Source organism: Acidaminobacterium chupaoyuni, from assembly GCF_047936785.1.
Classification (GTDB): Bacteria; Bacillota; Clostridia; order Oscillospirales; family Butyricicoccaceae; genus Acidaminobacterium; species Acidaminobacterium chupaoyuni.
Genome location: NZ_CP176394.1, coordinates 667,629 through 690,669, shown reverse-complemented (window position 1 = coordinate 690,669; position 23,041 = coordinate 667,629). Strand labels below are relative to the sequence as shown.

The 23,041-nt window shown below is 55.4% G+C and carries 18 protein-coding genes; 9 read left to right on the top strand and 9 right to left on the bottom strand.

Features of this window, described 5'->3' with window-relative positions:
- Positions 1-241: 241 nt before the first annotated feature.
- The 7 genes from prfB (at position 242) to ACJA3I_RS03325 (ending at position 7,277) form a co-directional block, all read left to right on the top strand.
- A complete protein-coding gene (gene prfB / locus ACJA3I_RS03355) occupies positions 242-1,360 on the top strand; it encodes a peptide chain release factor 2 (protein WP_458863361.1) in 1,119 nt (372 codons plus the stop codon).
- Positions 1,361-1,428: 68 nt separating this feature from the next.
- Positions 1,429-2,205, top strand: a complete 777-nt coding sequence (locus tag ACJA3I_RS03350) for a TIGR00282 family metallophosphoesterase (protein ID WP_458863360.1) — start codon at positions 1,429-1,431, stop codon at positions 2,203-2,205.
- Positions 2,206-2,226: 21 nt separating this feature from the next.
- Positions 2,227-3,042, top strand: coding sequence for a peptidoglycan editing factor PgeF (pgeF, locus tag ACJA3I_RS03345; RefSeq protein WP_458863359.1), 816 nt, complete (start codon positions 2,227-2,229; stop codon positions 3,040-3,042).
- 13 nt (positions 3,043-3,055) lie between these two features.
- On the top strand, positions 3,056-4,588 hold the full coding sequence (locus ACJA3I_RS03340) for an ABC transporter substrate-binding protein (RefSeq protein WP_458863358.1): 1,533 nt from the start codon (positions 3,056-3,058) through the stop codon (positions 4,586-4,588).
- Between the two features lie 110 nt (positions 4,589-4,698).
- On the top strand, positions 4,699-5,046 hold the full coding sequence (locus ACJA3I_RS03335; protein ID WP_458863357.1) for an Asp23/Gls24 family envelope stress response protein: 348 nt from the start codon (positions 4,699-4,701) through the stop codon (positions 5,044-5,046).
- Positions 5,047-5,062: 16 nt separating this feature from the next.
- Positions 5,063-6,709, top strand: a complete 1,647-nt coding sequence (locus ACJA3I_RS03330; protein ID WP_458863356.1) for a DAK2 domain-containing protein — start codon at positions 5,063-5,065, stop codon at positions 6,707-6,709.
- Between the two features lie 145 nt (positions 6,710-6,854).
- Positions 6,855-7,277: an alpha-isopropylmalate synthase regulatory domain-containing protein gene (locus ACJA3I_RS03325; protein ID WP_458863355.1), complete on the top strand. Its 423-nt coding sequence runs from the start codon at positions 6,855-6,857 to the stop codon at positions 7,275-7,277.
- A 236-nt stretch (positions 7,278-7,513) separates the two neighbouring features.
- Here the strand turns inward: ACJA3I_RS03325 and ACJA3I_RS03320 are convergent, their stop codons facing one another.
- The 3 genes from ACJA3I_RS03320 to ACJA3I_RS03310 all read right to left on the bottom strand — a co-directional run bounded on the left by ACJA3I_RS03320 (position 7,514) and on the right by ACJA3I_RS03310 (position 12,066).
- Positions 7,514-8,539 carry a S66 family peptidase gene (locus tag ACJA3I_RS03320; protein ID WP_458863354.1) on the bottom strand — a complete coding sequence of 342 codons (1,026 nt, stop codon included), beginning with the start codon at positions 8,537-8,539 and terminating at the stop codon, positions 7,514-7,516.
- A 228-nt stretch (positions 8,540-8,767) separates the two neighbouring features.
- Entirely contained in the window at positions 8,768-10,786 is a 2,019-nt protein-coding gene (locus ACJA3I_RS03315) for a S9 family peptidase (RefSeq protein ID WP_458863353.1), read from the bottom strand.
- A 50-nt stretch (positions 10,787-10,836) separates the two neighbouring features.
- Positions 10,837-12,066, bottom strand: a complete 1,230-nt coding sequence (locus ACJA3I_RS03310; protein ID WP_458863352.1) for a 1-acyl-sn-glycerol-3-phosphate acyltransferase — start codon at positions 12,064-12,066, stop codon at positions 10,837-10,839.
- 172 nt (positions 12,067-12,238) lie between these two features.
- On the opposite strand from ACJA3I_RS03310, the gene ACJA3I_RS03305 reads away from it, so the two are divergent.
- The gene (locus ACJA3I_RS03305; protein ID WP_458863351.1) at positions 12,239-13,054 is read left to right on the top strand and encodes a mechanosensitive ion channel family protein; all 816 of its coding nucleotides are present in this window, start codon (positions 12,239-12,241) and stop codon (positions 13,052-13,054) included.
- Positions 13,055-13,156: 102 nt separating this feature from the next.
- Here ACJA3I_RS03305 and ACJA3I_RS03300 read toward each other — a convergent pair whose 3' ends face one another.
- Genes ACJA3I_RS03300 through ACJA3I_RS03280 form a run of 5 tightly spaced genes read right to left on the bottom strand, consistent with a single transcriptional unit; the run spans position 13,157 to position 20,640 of the window.
- The gene (locus ACJA3I_RS03300; RefSeq protein ID WP_458863350.1) at positions 13,157-14,155 is read right to left on the bottom strand and encodes a peptidylprolyl isomerase; all 999 of its coding nucleotides are present in this window, start codon (positions 14,153-14,155) and stop codon (positions 13,157-13,159) included.
- Positions 14,156-14,180: 25 nt separating this feature from the next.
- Positions 14,181-17,669: a transcription-repair coupling factor gene (mfd, locus tag ACJA3I_RS03295; RefSeq protein WP_458863349.1), complete on the bottom strand. Its 3,489-nt coding sequence runs from the start codon at positions 17,667-17,669 to the stop codon at positions 14,181-14,183.
- Between the two features lie 31 nt (positions 17,670-17,700).
- A complete protein-coding gene (pth, locus tag ACJA3I_RS03290; protein ID WP_458863348.1) occupies positions 17,701-18,462 on the bottom strand; it encodes an aminoacyl-tRNA hydrolase in 762 nt (253 codons plus the stop codon).
- Positions 18,463-18,474: 12 nt separating this feature from the next.
- Entirely contained in the window at positions 18,475-19,434 is a 960-nt protein-coding gene (locus ACJA3I_RS03285) for a ribose-phosphate pyrophosphokinase (protein WP_458863347.1), read from the bottom strand.
- 51 nt (positions 19,435-19,485) lie between these two features.
- Positions 19,486-20,640: a hypothetical protein gene (locus tag ACJA3I_RS03280; RefSeq protein WP_458863346.1), complete on the bottom strand. Its 1,155-nt coding sequence runs from the start codon at positions 20,638-20,640 to the stop codon at positions 19,486-19,488.
- A 223-nt stretch (positions 20,641-20,863) separates the two neighbouring features.
- Here ACJA3I_RS03280 and ACJA3I_RS03275 point away from each other — a divergent pair, with 223 nt between their 5' ends.
- Positions 20,864-22,108 (top strand): DnaD domain protein, encoded by a 1,245-nt coding sequence (locus tag ACJA3I_RS03275; RefSeq protein WP_458863345.1) that lies wholly within the window; start codon positions 20,864-20,866, stop codon positions 22,106-22,108.
- Between the two features lie 115 nt (positions 22,109-22,223).
- On the opposite strand, the gene pdaA is transcribed toward ACJA3I_RS03275, so the two are convergent.
- On the bottom strand, positions 22,224-23,030 hold the full coding sequence (gene pdaA, locus ACJA3I_RS03270; RefSeq protein ID WP_458863344.1) for a delta-lactam-biosynthetic de-N-acetylase: 807 nt from the start codon (positions 23,028-23,030) through the stop codon (positions 22,224-22,226).
- Between the last annotated feature and the right edge of the window lie 11 nt (positions 23,031-23,041).

Genomic DNA, 23,041 nt, shown 5'->3' with positions numbered 1-23,041 from the left:
ATTTCGCACTTTCTGCCGTTTTTCGCATTCCTTCCCCCGTTTCCTGTTTTTGCCTCTGCCCCGCGGAGCTTTTTGGCGGCTTTTTTTGCGAAACCCAGGCGGCCTTGCGGCGCTTTTATCACTTTTCGGTGCGCTTTCTCGCTTTTTTTATGCAAAATTTGAAATATCTGCAAAAAAATCGTATAGACAGCGCACCCCGAAATCATATATAATAGTAGTAACTATGGGAGGGATTCCGCATATGATTCAATTTGAAGAACTCAAGAACAACTTAAATAATATGAAACCCGAGCTTTATGAGCTGCGCTCTGCGCTGGATCTGGAAACAGCCGCCGATGAGATCGCAAAGCTCGAGCATCAGACCGCCGCCGAAGGTTTTTGGAACGACCCCGAAAACTCTCAGAAGATTTTGCAGCGCATCAAACAGCTCAAAGCCAAGATCGCCCGCTTCGACGCGCTGGAAGGGCTTTATAACGACACGCTGGAACTGATCGAAATGGCTTTGGAAGAGGGCGATGAAAGCCTGTTCGAAGAAGTGCAGAAAGATTACCGCAAATTCGTGGCCGTGATGGATGAACAGCGGCTGCAAACTTTGCTCACGGGCGAATATGATGCCAACAACGCCATCATGTCGTTCCACGCGGGCGCCGGCGGAACCGAAGCCCAGGATTGGACAGGGATGCTTTACCGCATGTATACCCATTGGGCCGAACAGCATGGCTTCCGCTATAAGATCCTCGATTATATCGGCGGTGAAGAAGCCGGCATCAAAAGCGCCGATATCCTTATCGAAGGCGAAAACACCTTCGGTTATCTGAAAAGCGAAATGGGCGTTCACCGCCTTGTGCGCGTTTCGCCCTTCGATACCTCGGGCCGCCGCCACACCTCGTTTGCCGCGGTGGAAGTGATGCCCGAAATGACGGATGATGTGGAAATCGACATCCGCCCCGAAGACCTGAAGGTGGATACCTATCGCAGCGGCGGCGCCGGCGGCCAGCATGTCAACAAGACCGAATCCGCCATCCGCATCACCCATATCCCCTCGGGCGTGATCGTGGCCTGCCAAAACGAACGCAGCCAGCATCAGAACCGCGAAGTGGCCATGCGTATGCTGAAATCAAAGCTGGTGGAAATCAAAGAACGCGAACATCTTGATAAAGTTGAAGATATCAAAGGCGAACAGAAAAAGATCGAATGGGGCAGCCAGATCCGCTCTTATGTTTTCATGCCCTATACCCTTGTCAAGGATCACCGCACAGGCTATGAAAACGGCAACATCGGCGCGGTGATGGATGGCGACCTCGATCCTTTCATCAACGCCTATCTGAAAGCGGCGGCCACGGGCAACTGGGCCAAATAAAAAACCACGACGGGCGGGGGAAGCAGTTCTCCCGCCCTCATCCATAAACACAGGGGGATACTGTTTTCATGAGAATTCTTGCCATCGGCGATGTTTCCGCTTCGGGCGGGCTTGCTGTTTTAGAACGGGCCCTGCCCCCTTATCTGCGCCAAAACCCCATGGATCTTGTGATCGTCAACGGGGAAAACGCCTCGATGCGCGGCATCACCCCGCAGCAGGCCGAACTGATCTTCGATTGCGGCGCGGATGTGATCACGCTGGGCAACCACACCTTTGCCCAGCGGCAGATCTGCAACTATTTAGAAGATATGCCCTATATCCTTCGCCCCGCCAACCTTCCGCCTCAGCTGGAAGGCAAGGGCTTCTGCCACATCGAAGTCTGCGGCCGGGATGTATGCGTATGCAACCTTCTGGGAAGGCTGAATATGGGCGATTTTCGCTATGGCGACCCCTTTGCGGAAGCCGACCGCATTTTGAAAAACGAAAAAGACCAGACCGATCTTTTTATTTTTGATTTTCACGCGGAAGCCACCAGCGAAAAGAAAGCCTTCGGCTATCATGTGGATGGCCGCGCCGGCATTTGCTTCGGCACCCACACCCATGTTCAAACGGCCGATGAACACATTCTGCCCGGCGGCTGCGGCTATATCACCGATATCGGCATGACCGGCGCGCTGGAATCGGTGATCGGCGTGAAATATCAGCAATCGGTCAGCTATTTCCGCGGCAATCTGGGCCCCCGTTTCGAATCCAGCGATCTGGATTGCGCCATCTGCGGCGCGCTTTTCGAAATCGACGAGGCCACCTGCAAATGCGTTCATGTAGAACGCCTGATCATACGCTGAAACCCGGGATCGGAGAAAAAAATGACTGAAAAACTGCTTCGAAAAGAAGAAAACGGCTTTGTTGCCTTTCAGGCCCCGCAGATGCTGCGGGCGGGCGGAGCAAAGCATCTTTATACCACCCGCAGGGGCGGGGTCAGCCAAGGGGTTTTCGCTTCGCTGAACTTCCGCCACACAGGCGATTCACCCGAAAATATCCGCGAAAACTGCAGCCGCACCGCGGCGCTTCTGGGGCTTTCCTATGAAGACCTGATCCGCACCCAGCAGAAACACACCGATCTCATCGATGTGGTGACCACCCGCGGCAAAGGCATCCGCATCGGCTTTGAGGGCAAACAGCCCAGCGACGGGCTGATGACGAACCTGCCCGGCGTTTGCCTGATGGGCTTTTATGCCGATTGCCAGCTGCTGTTTTTTTATGACCCTGTCTGCCGCGCGGTGGCGGCGGTGCATTCCGGCTGGCGGGGAACCGCCCGGGGCATCGCCGAAAAGACCGTTGCCATGATGGCGCGCCAATATGGCACAAACCCCCGCGACCTTCTGGTTTCCATCGGCCCTTCCATCTGCGCCGATTGTTTCGAAACCGACAGCGATGTTTATCTGGCGCTGGCCGGCCGCTTCGGCGGTGAAGTGGATGCTTTCACGCAGCGCCGCGGCAAGAAATATCACATCGACACCAAGGCTTTGAATGTATGGCGGCTGGGCTGCGCGGGCGTTCCCGAACAGAACATCGCCGTTGCCGAGGAATGCACCTGCTGCGGCGACCCGGCGCTTTTCTGGTCGCATCGCCGCCAGGGTGACGCCCGCGGCGTTCACGCCGGGCTCATCGCGCTGGAATAAAGGAGAGCTTGCTATGAAACGCCAACGCCTTTTCGCTTTGTTCGGCGCGCTGCTTCTGCTGGCCGGCGGCTGTCACCAGACCATCGATCCTTCTCTGGATCTGCCTCTGGATATTCCCGTCACCCCCGCGGAAGAAACGCCCGCCAAAACCCGCGGCGAAAAAAAAGAGATCACGCTTGCCTATACCCCCACCGATTCCATGAACCCTTATCAGGTCACCACCGAAAACAACCTTTATCTCATGCCGCTGATCTTCGAAGGCCTTTTCACCCTTTCCCCTTCCTTCGAAGCCGCGCCCACCCTTTGCGAATCTTATGAAAATAACGACACGGTATGGAATTTTCAGCTGAAAAAGGGCATCTTATTTCATAACGGCGATGAAATGACCGCGCGCGATGTGGCCGCTTCCATCGAAACGGCGCGCCAAAACCAGCTGTATGCCGAGCGCTGCCGCAACATCGCTTCGGTTTCGGCCAAGGGCTCTTATGCTTTGCAGATCACCCTGCGTCAGCCGGATTGCCTTTTGCCCTCGATCCTCACCATGCCGGTTTTGCCCCGGGGCGAGTTAAACGCCAAAACCCCCGCCGGCACAGGCCGCTTTCTCATCGAAGCCGGCGACGGCACGCTTCGGCTGGCCGCAAACGACCGGTGGCAGGGCGGCAAAAGCAAGATCCGCAGCATTTCGCTGGCCGCGCTTTACGGCGACAGCGAGCTTGCCTATCTGGTGGGTTCCGGCACAATGGATGCCATCTGCTTTGAAAAGCCCTTCGCCACCTCCGCCCCGATCCGCGGCACTTTGGATGTGGCCACCTTTTCCACCGCCGATTTTCACTATCTGGCCATCCGCGAAACCAGCGAGCTTTTAAAAGACGCCGCGCTGCGCAAAGCGCTCAGCGCCGGGGCCGACCGCAACCAGATGGTGCAGAAAGCGTTTTCCGGCTATGCCGATTTCGCCACGCTGCCCATCCAGCCCGTTCTGGGTTCGTTTGGTCTGGAACAAAAGGGCGCCGTTTCGCTTTTGACGGAAGCGGGTTATACCGATACCGACGGCGACGGCATCGTCAACGCGCCTTCGGGCAAAAATGTGGTGCTTTCGCTGGCTGTTCCCGCCGACAGCGCCATGAAACAGCAGGCCGCCACCGTGCTTTCACAATCGTTCCTCACTTCGGGCATCTCGCTGAAGGTGATCCCCGTTTCGGGCGATTATGCCGCCGCCGTGCGCAGCGGTTCCTATGACCTCTATTACGGCGAAACGCTGATGAACGGTCGTTTTGACCTGACTTCTCTCGTTGCGGAAGGCGGCGAGATCCGCAACGGCGGGCGCACAAGCACCGCCGTTCTCACCATGCAGAACGCCCTCGCTTCCGCTCAGCCCAACCAGATCGCCCTGCGGCGCACAGAGCTTTACCGCGTTTTCAGCGAAGATATGCCGCTGATCCCGCTTTGCTTCGGGCGCGGCTGCGTGGTCACAGGCCAGGGCGTGATGAACAAGGTGACCGCCGCCGCGGGCAACCCTTATTATAATCTGGAAGATTGGGCAAATTGATCTTACTTTGATTCTCAAAAGGTTTTAAATTTTTCGTGCATTCTACCATTGTTTATGATACAATGTCGTATGCACAATAATTTCGTTAGTCTGAACAGGGGGCTTTTATTGTGAAATTTATAACAGAATACGGAACCGTCACCCTGGCTGCCGATGTGATCGCCGCGATCGCCGGCACAGCCGCCACCAATTGTTTCGGCGTAAAAGGGATGACCCACACTTCCATGAAAGACGGCATCGTTTATTTGCTCAAGCGCGAAGCGATGACAAAAGGTGTCAAGATTGTTGAACACGATGACAAGATAGATCTTGAGCTTCATATCGCCGTCAACCACGGCATCAATATCGGCGCGGTTTGCAACTCGATTATCAGCGAAGTGCGCTATAATGTGGAAAGACTGACAGGAGTATCCGTTGCAAGCTTAGATGTTTGCGTAGACTCCATCAGGCTTGATTAACAGGAGGCAGACGAAGTTGGCTAAAATCATAGACGGCGAAGCTTTCAAAAATATGATGATCGAGGCGGCAAACGCCATCGAAGAACGAAAGCAGGAAATCAACGAACTGAATGTATTCCCTGTGCCCGATGGCGACACCGGCACAAACATGGCATTAACGCTGGGCGCTGCGGCGGCCGAGCTTGAAAAATTTGAAAAACCCACGCTGGGCAAAGCGGTGGAACTGACTTCCTCCTCTTTGCTGCGCGGTGCGCGCGGCAATTCCGGCGTTATCACCTCGCTGCTGTTCCGCGGCTTTGGCAAGCGCCTCAAAGAGCAGACGGAAGCCAACGCCCGCGATTTTGCGGAAGCGCTGGCCGATGGTGTTTCCACCGCCTATAAGGCCGTGATGAAGCCCGCCGAAGGCACGATCCTCACCGTTTCCCGCATCGCCGCCGAACGCGCGGTGAAAGAAGCTTCCACCAACAGCGAAATCGACCAGGTTCTGGCGGCGGCTTTGGCGGCCGCGAAAGACGCGCTGGCCAAAACGGTGGATCAGAACCCGGTTTTGAAAAAAGCGGGCGTGGTAGACGCCGGCGGCTATGGCTGGGTGATCATTCTTGAAAATATGCACGCCGCGCTGACGGGTTCCAAACCCAAGCGCAAATTCAGCATTCTGCCCCAAAAACAGCCCAAGGCCGAAGTGGCGGCGGCTGATTTTTCGCAGTTTGATGAAGGCGAGATCAATTTCTCTTATTGCACAGAATTTATCGCGGCCCGCGAAGACCAGAAAAAAAGCGTTGAAAAATTCCGCGCTTTCTTAGAAACCATCGGCGATTGTGTGGTGGCGGTGGAAGACGACGAGATCGTCAAGGTCCATGTGCATACCGACACCCCCGACAAAGCGCTGGCGGAAGGGCTGAAATTCGGTCAGCTTCTCACCGTTAAGGTTGAAAACATGGTGCAGCAGCTCCACGCCAAAAACGCCGAAAAACCCGGCCTGAAAAAGCAGGTCGCAGCGCCCGAGCGCAAATATGGCTTTGTGGCCGTGGCCGCGGGCGAAGGCATTGCCGCCGTGTTCCGCGATTTGGGCGTTGACCAGCTGGTGGAAGGCGGCCAGACCATGAACCCTTCCACAGAAGATATTCTCGAAGCCATCGACCGCACCCCGGCAGAGATCGTTTTCGTTTTGCCCAACAATAAAAACATCATCATGGCGGCCGAACAGGCCAGCGAACTTTCTGAAAAGCTGGTGGTGGTGCTTCCCACAAAAATGGTGACCCAGGGCATTTCGGCCATGCTGGCTTTCAACCCCGACGCCGACGCCGAAGAAAACAAAACCGCCATGATGGATGCCGCCGCGCTGGTGCATACCGGCCAGATCACTTATGCCGCCCGCAACAGCGATTTTGACGGCAAAGAGATCAAGCAGGGCGATTTCATGTCGCTGATCGAAGGCAAGCTTCACAGCAACAGCCCGCATTTTGAAGCGGTGGCCAAGAAAATGGCCAAAGACCTTTGCAATAAATCCACCGGCTTCATCACCATCTTCTATGGCGAAGGCGCCGATGAACAGCAGGCCGAAATGGTGAAAGAAACCTTTGCCGATGTGGCCAAAGACGCCGAGATCACCGTTATCAGCGGCGGCCAGCCGGTTTATTCCTATATCATTTCCGCCGAATAATTCGCAAGAGAGCCTGCATATCGCGGCAAAACCGCGGTGGCTGCCCCTTCTCTTTTCAAAAACAGCAGCAGGCAGCGTGATCGCTGCCTGCTTTTTTATGATTTTACCCTCGGCCCGCCTGCGCCGCCGAGAAAAGGAGTTAGTTATGAATTCTTCCCGTGAGGATGCCCGCCGCGAAGCCGCGGCCCACCAAAATTCATCCGCGCCCTATCGGCTGCTCAGCTTTGTGGTCAACGCGGGTTCCGCCATTTCAGCCACCGCCAATGTCTGCATCAGCCTCAACGGCGACGCGCTGGAAACCGTTGCGTTCGGTTCCGGCCCCATCGATGCTGCTTTCCACGCGGTGGAAAATGTGGTGCAATCCGGCGCGACGCTGATAAATTACACCATCCGCGCGCTGGCGGGCGGCAACGATGCCCAGGGCGAAGTGACCGTGACCGTTTGCAGCGAGCAGGGCCGCCAGATCACCGCCACCGGCGTGAGCGGCGATATCATCGAAGCCAGCATCAAAGCCTATGTGGCGGCCATGAACCGCCTGTATGCGCTGGATCATCCCGCTTCGAAATAAGCGTTTTGCCGGCTGCGCCAAAGAAAACGCGCGGCCCAAACCGCAAAATCTTTTCGGTTTTGCCGGAAAATTCAGCGCCTGCCTTTTGGGCCGGTGTTTCTAAAGCGACGCCCCGTATGCCCGCGTTTTTGTGGGCATACGGGGCGTTTCTGCGCAGCGATGTTTGAAACCGCGCGGGCGCAGGCGCTGCCGCCATTGCTTTTCAAAACGGCCGGTCAATCAATCGGCGGCGGGCGTTAAGAAAATGAAATGACTTGCCGCTCAACATCTACCGCCGCTTGAACGCCAAAAGGAATGATGCACCGGGGCGTGGCGTGACCGACATTGATATTGCAGACGATCGGCAGCGCGGGATCATCGATGACCTGTATGAGCAGCTTTTTATATTCCGCAAAATATTTCTCATTGATCGGCTTGCCGATAAGCACACCGGCCAAAACCCCGAAGACCCCCGTCTGCTTTAATGCTTCAAGCATCCTGCGATATTTCTCCGGCGTAGGCTGTTCCTCGCTGGATTCAAGCAGCAGGATCTTGCCTTTCCAATCTTCCGGCGAAGGGAAAAGCCCGTATTTGCGGCATACATCCGGCGAATCTGCATAACGGTCGGAATTAAAAATATCATAGATGGAATCGATACATCCGCCAAGGATCTCGCCGCTGAAAGTTCCGCTTCCTTGTAAAAGCTCAAAGCCCTGATTCTTGAAACTCGGCATTTGGCTTCCAACCGATTCTATGCCGAAGTCGGAACGGCTCTGATACCAGACTTCGCTTGGATGGATTTCACGAATCGTTCCGGTCCGCAGCAGTTCTTCAAAAAAATGCGCCGTATACGGTAACATTTGCGAATCAAGTTCACAGATATCCGGTAAAAACGCTTGGCCGTAGAATGACTTGATTCCGACCTTGTGCAGCATCAGATGGTTCATTGTCGTATCTGAAAAGCCGAGAAAAATCTTATTTGAAGCAGCTTTTTTCAATTCATCCTTTTCAAAAAGATAGGGAAGCAGGCGATAAGTGTCATCGCCTCCGATGGCGCACAGGATCATATCTGTTTCTTTATCGCGAAATGCATCAAGAAGGTCTTGCGCCCGAAGTTCGGGATGTGCCTTCAATGTTTCCATCCCGCACAAAGCGTGAGGCGCAAATTTCACTCGCACACCATATTGTTTTAACCGTTCCAAGCCAATATCCAATTCATGTTTTATAAATGTCTCTCCCAATATGCCGCTGGAAAGGCTGATAATTGTAATCGTCTTGACCATAATTTCCTCCGCAACTTCGATTTTATCGGGTTTGTTTTTGGCCGGCGCCGCAGGCGGCGCTGCAACAGCGATACTGACCGCGATGCAGTCAGTATACCATATAAAGTAAGCGATTGAAAGGAAATTTCTGTTTTATGGCCCCGCCCCTTTCCCCCGCGGCGGGCTTTTCGCAAGGGGCGGCAAAAAGGCGGCGCGAGAAAATTTCTCGCGCCGCCGGATTTTTATGGATTAACCTTTGATAAAGCGGAACAGCCAATCGTTGATCTCTGTCAGTCTGCGCACACGGTGCTTAGGCTTGCCCGAACGGGAAAGTTCGTGGTTTTCGCCTTTGAACATGCACATTCTTGTTTCAACGCCCTTCAGCTGCAGCGCGCTGTACATCTGGATGCCTTCCGGCAGCCAGCAGCGGTAATCTTCCATCGAATGGATGAACAGGGTGGGGGTGGTGGCATTCATGGCATACTTCAGCGGGGAAGAATTCCACAGGACCTCCAGGTTGTTCCAAGGTGTTGCGCCGCCCATTTCGCGTTCGCCGAACCAGGGGCCGATATCGCAGACGCCATAGAAAGAGACCCAGTTGGAGATCGAGCGCTGGGAAGCCGCCGCCGCGAAACGGTTGGTGTGGCCGATGATCCAGTTCGTCATAAAGCCGCCGTAGGAACCGCCGGTGACGCCAAGGCGTTTTTCATCGATGGCGGGATATTTTTTCAGCACTTCATCGGTGAAAGCCATGAGGTCTTCATAATCGATGGTGCCGTATTTGCCGCGGATATCGGCGAATTTCTCGCCGCGCGCAGAAGAACCGCGGGGGTTGCAGAAGAACACGAAGCTGCCTTCGCCCGCCATCACCTGCATCTCATGCATAAAGCCCGCACAATAGTTGGTCCTGGGGCCGCCATGCACTTCCAGAATGCCGGGGTATTTTTTGCCGGCATCATAATCCATCGGCAGCAGCACGAAGCCATCGATGCGCACACCGTCTTTGTTGGTGAACGACAGGGGCTGGGGTTCCGCCACATATTTATCTTTCATGCAGGCCGCGTTGAAGGAAGAAAGCTTCTTATAAGCGCCTGTTTCCACGGAAAGCTCATAAACTTCCTGCAGGTTTGTGCCCAGAAGGCCCACGGTATAGAACTTGCCATCCGCTGTGACATTGAAGAAATCAACGCCCAGCTCTGTGGAAGTCAGGTGCTTGACCTGCTTGTGCTCCACATCCATCAGCGAAAGGGTGCTGGTGTTATCATAAGAAGTGACGGCATAGATCTTGCCATCCACCACTTTCAGGCTGTTGCCGCCGCCGTAACGCACATCGCAGCCTGTTGTGCAGCCCAGTTCTTCTTCGATGCCCATCATCAGCTCGGTCACTTTTTTGCTGGCCAGATCCACGCTGTAAAGGTTGTTGCCCGGCGCGGGGTAGCAGCTGGTCATGGGGTTGCCCGAAAACACGATGGCGTTTTTGGCCAAAGCAAAGCTGCCGATATGTAATTTGCCGTCATCGGGGATGATCTCTTCTGTTTTGCCGGTGGCCACATCATAGCCATAAAGGCCGCAGGCCTGGCTTTGCGCCGCGTGGAAGGTCATGCCGGTGTAATAGACCTTGCCGCCCACTGTGCAGACCTTCACGCCCGTTGTTTCAAACAAAGGCTCTGTGATGGCTTCCAGCTTGTTTTTGCGCAGGTTATAAACATACAGGCGGTTGCGCTTTTTGTTGACAAAGCCGCGGCCGTTGAACCAGAACGGCAGCTCATCCACCACCTGATAATCATTTTCTTCTTCATAGGCTTTTTTCGCGGCGGCCAGCTTGTCGCCCTTCAGCGAAGCAAAATCGGGGCGCGCGTTATCATATAAAGCCGAGATCAGATAAAGATCTTTGCCGATCTTTTTGGCCGAAGCGCCGCTCAGCGGCACGCGGAACAATTCTTTGGCTTCGCCGCCATCCAGGCCGATCTCATAAAACACGGTCAGCAGTTCGCCCTGCTGCACCTTTTTGCGGTCTTGTTCGCTGCGCACAGCGGGGAAAATAACGGATTTCGGAGAGTTGAAATCAAAGCTTCTTTCGCTGTTTCCGTTTGTCAGCTGTTTGAAAGCGCCTTTTTTCGGGTTGAACACCCACAAATTCGAGTCATACACATTGTTCTCAATGCTGGGCTGAGAAACACACAGCACACCGTATTTTCCATCGGGGGAAAATTCCATCGAGGAAAGCATACGATAGGTCGCCAGATCATTGATTTTGATCGGTTTCATACTTCATTTCTCCTTTTTATAAATTCATAATGTTATATTTTAAATATAAATTACGCTTTGTTATTATTCTTGGTGTTTTGCTGATAAAAATATTCCTGCGCCAGTTTCCATTTCACCACTTTACGGCCGTCATCGGGATAAAAGCGCATCGAACCGAAATCGGGATGATAGAGTTCGAAATAATGGCCGGTTTCGGCCATCAGGCCCGCCTGGGCGGCGTTTTTCACCTCATAGCGAAACTCCCGCTGCTGTTCCAGCGTGCCTTCATAAGAAAGGCTCTGGCGATCCAGCTTCATCACGCCGCTTCCGGCGGGATATAATTCGCCTTTTTCGTTGAGCAGCTCCACCCGGATGGGGGTCTGCATCTGAAAATCTTCCCGGGCGAACTGGGCCTGCAGCTTCTGCATCTGCCAGCCGAACCATTCTTTCAAAGTGGGAAAGCATTTGCTTTGGCTGCCCTGCGGGTGAAGCGTCATATAGGCATCGATGGTCGCCGCGTTGCCGCAGGCTTCGCAAACGATGCGGTTGCCTTCGCCGCGGTAACAAAGCTCGCCGCCGCATTTGGGGCAGAACACAATGGCGTTTTCATAACCCTGCGCCCGATGGCGGCCGTGGAATTTCACGCGGCGATCCGCCTGCCAGGCATATTCGTCATAATCGATGCTGCGGCAGATGGCCTCATAGATCTCTTCTTCCGAAGCCTGCTTCAGCTGTTCCGCCGTGAAAACCCGGGCGGTTTCCACTTCGCAGCCGCCGCGGCACCATTTGCCATCCGCATAGCGGCTGAGGGTGAAGAACGAACCGTGGATGCGCGCCGCGAAAACCTGAACGCCCATTTTCTTCACCAGCTTCACAATGCCGGGGTCGATGTTGGCGGGCAGCCCGCAAAGGGAAGTCTGGCCGGCGGGAAAAATCGCTATCGTTCCGCCGCTTTTCGTCACCCGCATCATGTTCATCACCGCGTTCACATCGGGATAAAACTGGATCTTTGCGATGACGCCCAGCCGGTTGAGCAGACGCCCCAGCCACGGCTTGCGGAAAAACATTTCCGCCCCCACGAAGTTGATGCGCCGCCGCGGAAACGCCAGCGCCGTGATCATAAAATCGAGAAGGCCTTCGTGGCCCGCCACGATCACTGCCGGGCCTTCCAGCGTTTCGGTTGCCCGATTCTTGATGTGAAGGCCGAACCAAAAGCGCATCACGGGCCGAATGGCGCCAAGCCCGATGCGATAAAGCCCCTTTTGGGGTGGGCTGATTTTACCCTGCTGTTTTTGTTTCACACTCTGTCCTCCAAACCCCGCTGTTCTTATCATAACGCAGGCTTTATTAAATGTCTATATTTTCTTGATTCCATACCCCTTCTTCGTGTATATTAGTAGAAGATGCGGCAAAAAACAAGCAATTTTGACGAATTTTGCCGTGGTTAGCTTCGAAACAAAAGGAGGAACTTTTATGACGCAGGTTCAAGATTTTTTCACCAAACTTTCCCATATGAGCATTCGTTCTCTGCTGCTCGCGGCCCTGACGGTGGTGCTGGGTTACATCGCCATCAAGCTTGTCACCAAAGTTTTGAAAAAGGCCCTAAACAAAACCTCGCTGGATGGCTCTATCACCCATCTGCTCATCACGCTGACCAAGCTGATCCTCTATTATATGCTGCTGACGATCTGCATGTCTCAGCTGGGCATTTCGCCCACCTCGCTCATCACGCTGCTGGGTGTTTTCGGTCTGGCCATCTCGCTTTCGCTGCAAGACAGCCTTTCCAACATGGCGGGCGGCATTCTTGTGCTGACGGCCAAACCGTTTTCGCTGGGCGATTATGTGGAAGTGGGCGCTGTGCAGGGCACCGTGGCGCGCATCGGGCTGAACCACACCATTTTGAACACAGTGGATAACAAGCGCATCTATATCCCCAACGGCGCGCTTTCGAAAGCCACCATCATCAACTATTCCGCCGAGGGCCGCCGCCAAGCCGAGCTGACCTTTTCCATCGGCTATCAGGATGACAGCGTGGCCGCCCGTGCGCTCATTTTGCAGATCGTGGCCGCCGATGAACGCACCGAGCGCGGCACGGAACCTTTTGTGAAGGTCTGGGCGCTGAAAGAATCTTCTGTCGATATTCTGGTTCGCGTCTGGTGCGACGCCGCCGATATGATCTCTCTGCGCTGCGATCTTTATGAAAAGGTCAAGATCGCCTTAACGGAAAACGGCTTCCACATCCCCTACCCCCAGCTGGATGTGCATTGCCATGATCTCAAGACACTGTGATTTGAACGGATCAAACGCCCTGCAACAGCAGAAACGGGCGCCTGTGCAAAAAAGCACGGGCGCCCGTTTGATCGTTTTTCTGCGTTTTTTGCAAAGCCGCCGCTATTTTACATAATCCTTCAGGTTTTCGATGTTCATATCGCGAAAGACCGAAGTTGTTTTGATGGCGGCTTTTTCTTTCCAGCCGGCCAGCAATTCGTTATATTTCGCGTCGCGGTAAGCCGCCGCCACGGCATCGCGGTTTTTATCGAAATAGCCCGGTTCCAGCGGCAGGCGCTTGACCAGATAATAACCGTCTGTGCCCACATAAACGCCGCCCACCGCGTTTTCTTTCAGCTGGAACAGCTCTTCGAACTGGGGGTTCTGGGCGGCATCCGCGGCGCTCATCACAAGGCCTTCGGGCGAAGCCGACATATAAGGGTCGTCGTTATATTGGGCCATGAGGGCAGCGAAATCGGCCCCTTCTTCCTGCGCCATCGCCAGCACCTGGTTGGCCTTTTCCATGGCCTGATCCACCTCTTCTTCCGAGATGGTCTTGCCGCTGTCATCGATCATCGAAAAGCGGATATACTGCACCCTTGCGAAGCTTTCGCCGAAAAACTGGCGCAGCCCTTCATCGGTGGCGGCATATTTTCCGCTGTCGCCCACCAGTTTTTCATAAAGCAGGTCGGCATATTTGGAATTGGCCTGGAACTTGTCATAAGTGCGGTCGGTGAGGGTCTGTTCTTTGAGATATTTCAGATAACCGGCCTTGCCGCCCAGCGATTTGATAAGATATTTCTTCTCGTCTTCCAGCAGCTTGCGCGTTTTTTTGCTGAGGGTCAGGTCATATTCCCTGCATTTTTCCAGCACCAGCTCGTTGGAAACGATCTGGTCCAGCGCCGATTCTTTGGCCTTGGTGTTCAGTTTTTTCTTGTCGGGCTCTTCCCCGCCGCTGGTGTTTTGCAGGTTTTGCAGCGCATATTGAATGTAGAACGCCGTTTCCGAAGCATCCACCGACCGTTTGTTCACGGTGACGGCCGTGGGCGAAGGCGAACAGCCCCCGCAAAACAGCATCACGCCGCAAAGCAGCGCCGCCAAAAGTTTTTTCTGGTTTTTCATGGCGATCCCTCCCGCAGGATTCGTTTTATTTGGGTTCATTCTGTTGCTGATATAATTCATAAAAGGCATCCACCAGCCGCTTGGCCTGCGCCAGCCCGTTTTCTTTCGGCCCCATCATCAGGGAAAGATAGGGCGCGGCGTCGGCGCTGAGCAGCATTTTTCCCTTGAACGAAGGATGCGAACACAGCACCCCCGCCACCGCGATATCCTTGGGCGAAAACGCCACCATCAACCGGCCTTCGCGCTGGGTGATATCGTGGATGCCGCAATCGCCGGCGCGGGCGCGCAGCAGGGCGATATCCAGCAGCGCCATCACCTGTTTGGGCGGGTCGCCGTAACGATCCAGCAGCTCATCCACCATATCGTCATAATCATCACGGCTGCGGATGAGCGCGATGCGGCGGTAAAGATCGACGCGCTGGGCGGAATCGGGCACATAGCTTTGGGGCAGCGACGCCGAAACCAGCAGATCGGCCGAACATTCTGTGCGGGGTCTGGCGGGTGTGCCGCCGGCTTCGGCCACGGCTTCTTCCAGCAGCTTCAAATAAAGATCATAGCCCACCGAAAGCATATGGCCGCTTTGTTCGGCGCCCAGCACATTGCCCGCGCCGCGGATCTCAAGATCGCGCATGGCGATTTTAAAGCCCGAGCCGAATTCCGCGAATTCGCGGATGGCGGCCAGGCGTTTCTGCGAAATTTCAGAAAGCACCTTGCCGTGGCGATAGGTGAGATAGGCGAACGCGTGGCGGTGGGAACGCCCGATGCGCCCGCGGATCTGATGCAGCTGGGCAAGGCCCATGTAATCGGCATCTTCGATGATAAGGGTGTTGGCGTTTGAAACATCGATGCCCGTTTCGATAATGGTGGTGCAGACCAGAATATCGATCTCGCCGTTATACATTTTGGTCATCACCGAAGAAAGCTCATGCTCGCTCATGCGGCCGTGGGCGATGCCGATGGCCGCTTCGGGGAAAGCTTCCCGCAGCATCACCGCCGTTTTCTCGATGGAATCGATGCGGTTATGCAGATAATAGGCCTGGCCGCCGCGAGCCAGTTCGCGCCGCAGCGCTTCCAGCACAACGCCTTTGTTATATTCCAGAACATAGGTCTGCACAGGCTGGCGGTCATGGGGCGCTTCTTCCAGAACAGACATATCGCGGATGCCCGAAAGCGCCATGTTCAGTGTGCGCGGAATGGGCGTGGCCGTCAGGGTGAGCACATCCACTTCGTTGGTCATCTTTTTGATCTGCTCTTTATGGGAAACGCCGAAGCGCTGTTCTTCATCCACCACCAAAAGCCCCAGGCGCTTGAAATGCACATCCTTTTGCAGCATGCGATGGGTGCCGATCACCAGATCGATCTCGCCCGAAAACAGCATGCGAAGCGTTTCCTGCTGCTGCTTGGGGGTGCGGAAGCGTGAAAGCGTGTCGATTTTCATGGGATAGCCCGAAAACCGCGAAAGCGCCGATAGAAAATGCTGCCGCGCCAGCACCGTGGTGGGCACCAGCACCGCTGCCTGTTTGCCCGAAAGCACACATTTCATGATGGCGCGAAACGCCACTTCGGTTTTGCCGAACCCCACATCGCCGCAAAGCAGGCGATCCATCGGGTGTGGCTGCTGCATATCTTTTTTGATCTCCGCGGCGCAGGTCAGCTGATCGGCGGTCTCTTCATAAGGGAAGGCTTCTTCAAAGCTGCGCTGCCAGTCGTCATCGGGCAAAAACGCAAACCCGGGGGCGTTATGGCGCGCGGCATATAATTTGATAAGCTCTTCGGCCAGATCTTTCGCGGCTTTTTTGGCCCGCGCTTTGGTTTTCACCCAAGCCGTGCCGCCCAGTTTTGAAAGGCGGATATTGGCGTCTTCCGGCGCGCCGATATATTTTGAAACCAGATCCAGCGCCGTGGCGGGCACATATAAATAATCGGAACCCGAAAACGCGATCTTTAAATAATCGCGGGTGACACCGTCGCTTTGAATGCGCTCCACCGCCACAAAACGGCCGATGCCGTGATGCTCATGCACCACATAATCGCCCGGCACCAGATCGCTGAAGGATTTCACGCGGTCGCGGTTATTGGCTTTTTTCTTTGCGGCCGAAGTTTCCTGCCGCCGCTGCATGATGGCGCCGTCGCAAAGCACGGCCAGGCGGATCTCGGGATATTCAAAGCCCGAAGAAAGCGTGCCTTCCATCAGGCATACGGCGCCGCTGTCGAAATCGGGGGCGGTGGCGATCTCATGCTCGGTGAGCAGGCGCTTCATGTTCTGAAGCCGCTGCGGCCCGCCCGCCAGCACCGCCACGCGATAGCCCAGCTCTAAATAATGGCGGATATCGCTCAGCGCGGTATCTAAGCTTCCCCCATAAGAGGGCAGCTGCTTGGCCGCCAGCGAAATCAGCTGTTGGGGCTCCAGCCCGCCGCCGGAGGTCAGAAACGCATCAAAAGACGCAACATTATGTTTTAATATTCTCGCTTTATACTCTTCGTAATTCAGATGGAAGGTGCAATGGGAAGGAATCAGCGCGCCCATTTCCAAAAGGCTTGCGATATCTTCGCCCATGCGGAAAGCGAACGCGGTGGCCGCTTCTTTCACGGCGGGGCTGTCCGCCACCAGAACCAGCGTATCGGCGGGCAGATAATCCAGCGCGGTGAACAGCCCGCCCGCGATCAGCGGCAGATAGCGGTCTGCCGCGGGGAAGGCCAGCTCTTCTTCTAAAAGGCGCCTGTCGTGGGCCAGATTCTTTTTCAGTTCGGGCGAAGAGTTTTTGCGCCCTTCAATCTTTTCCATCGCCCCAATCAGCGCGGGGATGCCGCCGGGGCACAGCTGAGGCAGCGTTTCGCGGGCAGGCAGAATCCTTACGCTTTTGATGTTTTCCAGCCGCCGCTGGCTTTGGGGGTCGAACCTGCCCAAAGAATCCACCGTATCGCCGAAAAATTCGGCGCGGATGGGAAGCTGGGCCCCGGCGGGGAAAATATCCAGGATGCCGCCGCGCACGGAAAACTGGCCGCTGCCTTCCACCGCCTGGGCGGGGGCATAGCCGGCGCTCACCAAAACGCGCCGCAATTCTTCCAGCGAATAATCGCCCTCGGCTTTCAGCGTGAACGAAGCCTTTTCCAGCGCTTCGGGGGGCAAAGTCGCCATCATCAGGGCTTCGGGCGTGGCCACCATCACAGGCAGGCGGGCATGACGAAAGGCATCCAGCGCGTGGATGCGGCGGTGTTCATATTCTCTTGAAGCGTTTTCGATATGGTGGAACACGAATTCACGGCTGCCCAGCAGCGCCGGTTCCGCGCCGCAAAGCTCGCGCAGATCGGCGGCGAGGGCCGCCGCCTGCTGTTCATCGCGGCAAACCATCAAAATCGGTTTTTTCAGATCCTGCCGCAGCGCCGCGGCAAAATGCGCCCGATGGATGGGCGACATGCCATAAACCGAGATCAGCCGTTTGCCCTGGCGAAAGCCCGAAAGCAGCGCTTCATATTCCTGCAGCGGTAAAAGCTGCTCTAACAGTTCTTTCATAATGCCTCTTTCTCAGAGTGTTTCAAACCTTTTAACCCGCGCTGTTGAATTTCTGCATCGCGCTGTCAACGCCGTTGTCGATGAGATCGATCACCGCATCGGGGGCGCGCTTAACGCCTTCCCAGGTGTTGCTATCCATGGCCGAAAGCACAAAATCTTTCAGATCTTCTTCACCGGGGCCGCCCACCCCCACCTTGATGCGCGGGAACTGATCGGAATTGAGCTGATAGATGATGTTTTTGATGCCGTTATGGCCGCCGGCGCTGCCGTGGCGGCGCACTCTCAGCCGCCCCGCCGCCAAATGGATATCATCATATACCACGATAATATGTTCCGGCGGCACATGATATGCCTCGGCCATATCCCTCACCGCTTCTCCCGAAAGGTTCATAAAGGTCTGCGGTTTCATCAGCAGCAGGTTTTTGCCGTTATGGCTGCAAAGGGCATAAAGCGCTTTGCATTTCGCCGAAGCGATGCGCCCCGCCCCCAGCTTTTCCGCCAGAGCATCCAGCGCGCAAAACCCCACATTGTGGCGTGTCATTTCATAATCGCGGCCCGGGTTGCCCAGCCCCGCCACGATATATTCCACGGCGGTGATCGCCGGTTCTTTTTTCTTTCTGAAAATAGTGAAAACTCCCTTTCCGGTAACCTGTTTGCCTTTGCATCGGTGAAAAAACGGGCGGCCGTAAGGTTCGGCGCGCCCGCTTTCAGATCGTTTCTGTTCAGCGGAAAACCGCTGTTCCCGCGGGGCTTTTCTGCGGCGCTGCCGCGCGAAAATTTCCGCGAAACTCAAATGTTTCTTCGATTAATTGAACAAAGAAGAAACGGAAGCATCGTCATAAATGCGCTTGATGGCTTCGGTAAAGATCTCGGCAACGGAAAGCACTTTGATCTTATCACATTTTTTATGATCGGGCAGCGGAATCGTGTCGAGCAAAACCACTTCTTTGATCACGCTGTTCTGGATGCGCTCGATGGCGGGGCCGGAAAGCACGCCGTGGGTGGCGCAGGCATACACTTCGGAAGCGCCGCCCATTTCCACCAGCGCTTTTGCCGCGTTGCAGAGGGTGCCGGCGGTATCGATCATATCATCGGCCAGCAGCACTTTTTTGCCGCGCACATCGCCGATGATGTTCATTACTTCGGAAACATTGGCCTGCGGGCGGCGCTTGTCGATGATCGCCACGGGCAGATCCAGCTTTTCGGTGAATTTGCGGGCGCGGCCCACAGAGCCCAGATCGGGGGCCACCACAACGCAATCGCGGTTGCCGATGCCGAACTGTTTGGCAAAATAGGGGATCAGCACGGAAGAACCCAGCATATGATCCACAGGGATGTTGAAGAAGCCCTGGATCTGCGAAGCATGAAGATCCATGGTTAAAACCCGGTCGGCGCCTGCGGCCGAGATCAGATCAGCCACCAGTTTGGCCGAGATGGGGTCGCGGGCTTTGGCCTTGCGGTCTTGGCGGGCATAGCCGAAATAGGGCATCACGGCGGTGATGCGGCCGGCGGAAGCGCGGCGGAACGCATCGATCATGATGAGCATTTCCATCAGGTTGTCGTTGACGGGTTCGCAGGTAGACTGCACTAAGAACAGATCGGAACCACGAACCGATTCATTGATGGAAACAGAGATCTCTCCATCGGAAAAACGCTTTGTGGTGCATTCGCCCATGGGCAGGCCCAGCATGGTGGCAATATCGTTGGCCAGTTTCGGGTTGCTGTTGCCGGTGAAAATCTTAATGTTTTGACCGTGCGGAATCATAGTATTTATCCCCCTGAAATTTAAGAATATCAAATTTATGAAAAACGCTTTTTATAAAACACCTTTTTCGCGGCGCTTCTTGGCCCAATCGGCCTTGTTGACCTGCCGCGCGCGGGCGATGGAAAGGGCGTTTTCGGGAACCTCATCGGTGATGGTGGAACCCGCCGCCACATAGGCGCCGTTATGGATCTCCACCGGAGAGACCAGGTTCACATTGCAGCCGATGAAGCAATCGTCGCCCACCGTGGTTTTATGTTTTTTCTTGCCGTCATAATTCACAACGATCACGCCGCCGCCGATATTGCAGCGCTGACCCAGTTCGATATCGCCCAGATAAGATAAATGGGCCATTTTGGTGCCGTTGCCCACCTTAGCTTTTTTCATTTCGATAAAGGTGCCGATGCGCGCCTTTTCGCCCACATCGCAGCCGGGGCGCAGATAAGCATAAGGCCCCACCGTTGTTTGGGCGCCCACCGTGCTTTCCACCACCTGTGAATTGTTGACGCTGGCGCCGCAGCCGATAACGCTGTCGGTGATGACGCTGTTGGGCCCGATCTTCGCCATGGCCTCGATATGAGTCTTGCCGTTGAGCATACAGCCCGGCAAAATCACCGCGCCGCTTTCCACCCGAGCTTCGGGGGAAATATAGGCGGTGGAAGGATCTACAAGAATGGCCCCGCGCTGCATCAGCCTTGCGTTGATGCGGCGGCGCAGGATCTCCTGGCAGTCATAAAGCTGCGCGCCCTGGGTCACAGGGCCGCCGTCTGCTTCCGTCAGCGAAACTTCGGTGAAGATCGGCCCCAGCGCCGTCAGTTCTTCCACCAGCGTTTCGCGTTTGCCCGAAAGCTTCGCCACCACGCTGCCGGGGGCATGCAAAGCCAGCGGCTCATGCGCATCATCCGAAAGCAGCGCGCATTCCGAAGCCGCCAGCAGCTTTACCGTGGCCGCCGTCAGCGCGGGCAGCGCTTCAAAAAACACCAGAACACTGCTTTCTTCGGCCAAAGCAGAAAAATAAGAAGCCCCTTCGCGAATGGGCAGGCTTTCCGCCCCTTCCCAATCTTCGCAAAGCGCCCCCACCGTGAAAATGCGGGTGAACCCCGCCGCCGAAGCCGCCGAAGCCAGATACCATGCGCAGCTGCGCGAAAGGATCTCGGCCGATGCCGCAAACGAACCTTCGGCATTATAAATACAGGCACAGCTTTCCATTGCCATGACCTCCCCAGTTTCATTGAGAAAATAACATATATATTTTATAATACCATAGGTTTCTCAAAAAATCATCCATATTTTCTGTTAAAATTTAATTCTTTACCCGCGGATGGAAAATTGATATACTTAAGTTGTTGCAAAAATTCATGATGTGATAAAAAAAGAAGCCGCCTTTCCTCTTTTGCGGAAAAGGCGTTGATTTTTGTGGGGAGGGTTTGCCGTGGAATCGATCCTGCGCCTGAAATGCGAAACAAAACAGGCCGCCGCGCTGGTGGCCGAAGCCAAAGAGAGCGGGGCAGCGCTTTTATTCGCCTATCTGGTCGCCTGCGGCGGCAGCGCCGTGATGCCTCAGCCCCACCAGCTGGGCATGACCCCCGAAGAACTGGAGCGCGCGGCAAAGCTGCTGGTGCTTTATGGGGTCTGCGCCGACAGCGCCATGCCTTCGCACCCCCGCAAAGAGATCGATTATCACCCCGCCGAACTGCGGGAAGCCCGCACGGGCGACAAGGCTTTTTCGGGCCTTTGCGAATATTATGAAGCCGCTCTGGGCCGCATGCTGCGCAAATCCGAGCTTGAAATTCTGTTTTCCGTCTATGACAGCCTTTCCATGCCCGCCGAAGTGCTGATGCTGCTGATCAACTATTGTGCGGGCCGCAGCCGCCTGACCGCCCGCGAGCTGGAAAAGCAGGCTTATCAATGGGATGCGGCGGGGGTGAAGACCTATGCCCAAGCCGAAAAATATCTGGCCGATCTTCAGCGCCGCCATTCGGCTCAGGCCGAACTGATGCGCCTGTTCGGCATCTATGACCGCAAGCTTTCCGAAAGCGAACAGCGCCTTTGCGATAAATGGATCTCTTACGGTTACGATAAAGACCTGATCGCGCTGGCTTACGACCGCACCGTTTTGCGCACGGGCACGCTGAAATGGCCTTATCTCGACACGATCCTGGAAAGCTGGCGCACCGCCGGTTATAAGACCCGCGCGCAGGTGGAAGAAAACGAGGGCAAAGACCGCCCCGCTTCCGAAGCCGACACCCGCGGCGGCCGCGCGGCGCCCCCCGCCCGCAAGGGTGAATTCGACAGCGGCGTGGTGGCCGCCGTAACCAAACAGTTCGAACAAAAACGCCTGCAGCGCGAACAGCTTCAAGAAACCCGCCTGGCCGCCCTGCGCGGGCGCAGCCTGCCTTTCGCCGATAACGAACGGGCGCTGCGCCTTTGCGCTTCAAAAATAGCCCGCGCCGCGGTGGCGGGCCAAAGCGACCAGATCCGGCTTCTGCGCCGCGAAAACGAACAGCTTGTGCAGCAGCGCGCCGATATCCTGCGCGGCCTCGGCGTGGAAGAAGCTTTTCTCTTCCCCCGCCCGCAATGCGAAAAATGCGGCGACCGCGGCTATATCGGCACAGAAATGTGCGAATGCTTCCGCGCCGCCTGTGTGGAAGAGCAAAACCGCCGCCGCGGCCGTTAAAATTATCTTGTAATATTCTTATTTTATTATACTTTATGTATTCATTTCACGGCGTTTTACAGCGCAAAACGGCGGCCGCTTTTTTCAGCGGCCGCCGTTTCTTCTGTGTTAAGGGTCATTTCGCGGCGGTCATTTCGGTGAGCGGCGCGAAGGTATAACCCATTCCTTCCCACTTGGTGAGCAGTTCATCCAAAATTTCGGCGTTGGTTTGGGAAGTGCTGTGCAGCAGCACCACCGCGCCGGGATGGATGCGGGGCAGCAGCTTATCGAAGGCCTGCTGATGGGTGGGCTGTTTGTCGGTATACCAATCCACATAGGCAAGGCTCCAGAACGCGGTGCGGTAGCCGAGCTGCTGAGCCATTTGCAAATTGCTCTCATTGAATTTGCCCTGGGGCGGGCGATAATATTTCGGCATTTCTTTGCCGGTGATCTCCTGATATTTTGTTTCCACCGCCTCGACCTCGCTTTGGAAAGCCGCAAGATCCGCGATCTTGCTCATATCGGGGTGATGCCAGGTATGGTTGCCCACCAGATGCCCTTCCGCTTCCATGCGCTTGACCATGTCGGGGGCGGTTTCCAGATAGTTGCCCACCACAAAAAACGCCGCCGGCGCCTGATGCTTTTTCAAAGCGTCTAAAATCGGCGCGGTGTTGCCGTTTTCAAACCCGCAGTCAAAGGTCAGATAGATCACTTTTTTGGCGCTGTCGCCCCGAAAAAAGGCGTCATATTGCGCCAGATATTCGGGGGTCGCGTTGCCGGTGGGCGGTTCGCCTTCTTTTTGAAAGCTGAGGCCCCAGTTGGTGATGGCGGCCGAAGAAGGCATGGCGGAAGGCGACCTTAAAAACGCGAAGATGCCGAGAAACACGGCGATAACGCCCGCAAACGCCAAGAAAAGCGGGCGGCGATAAAAGTGTTTTTTCATAAAAACCCCAC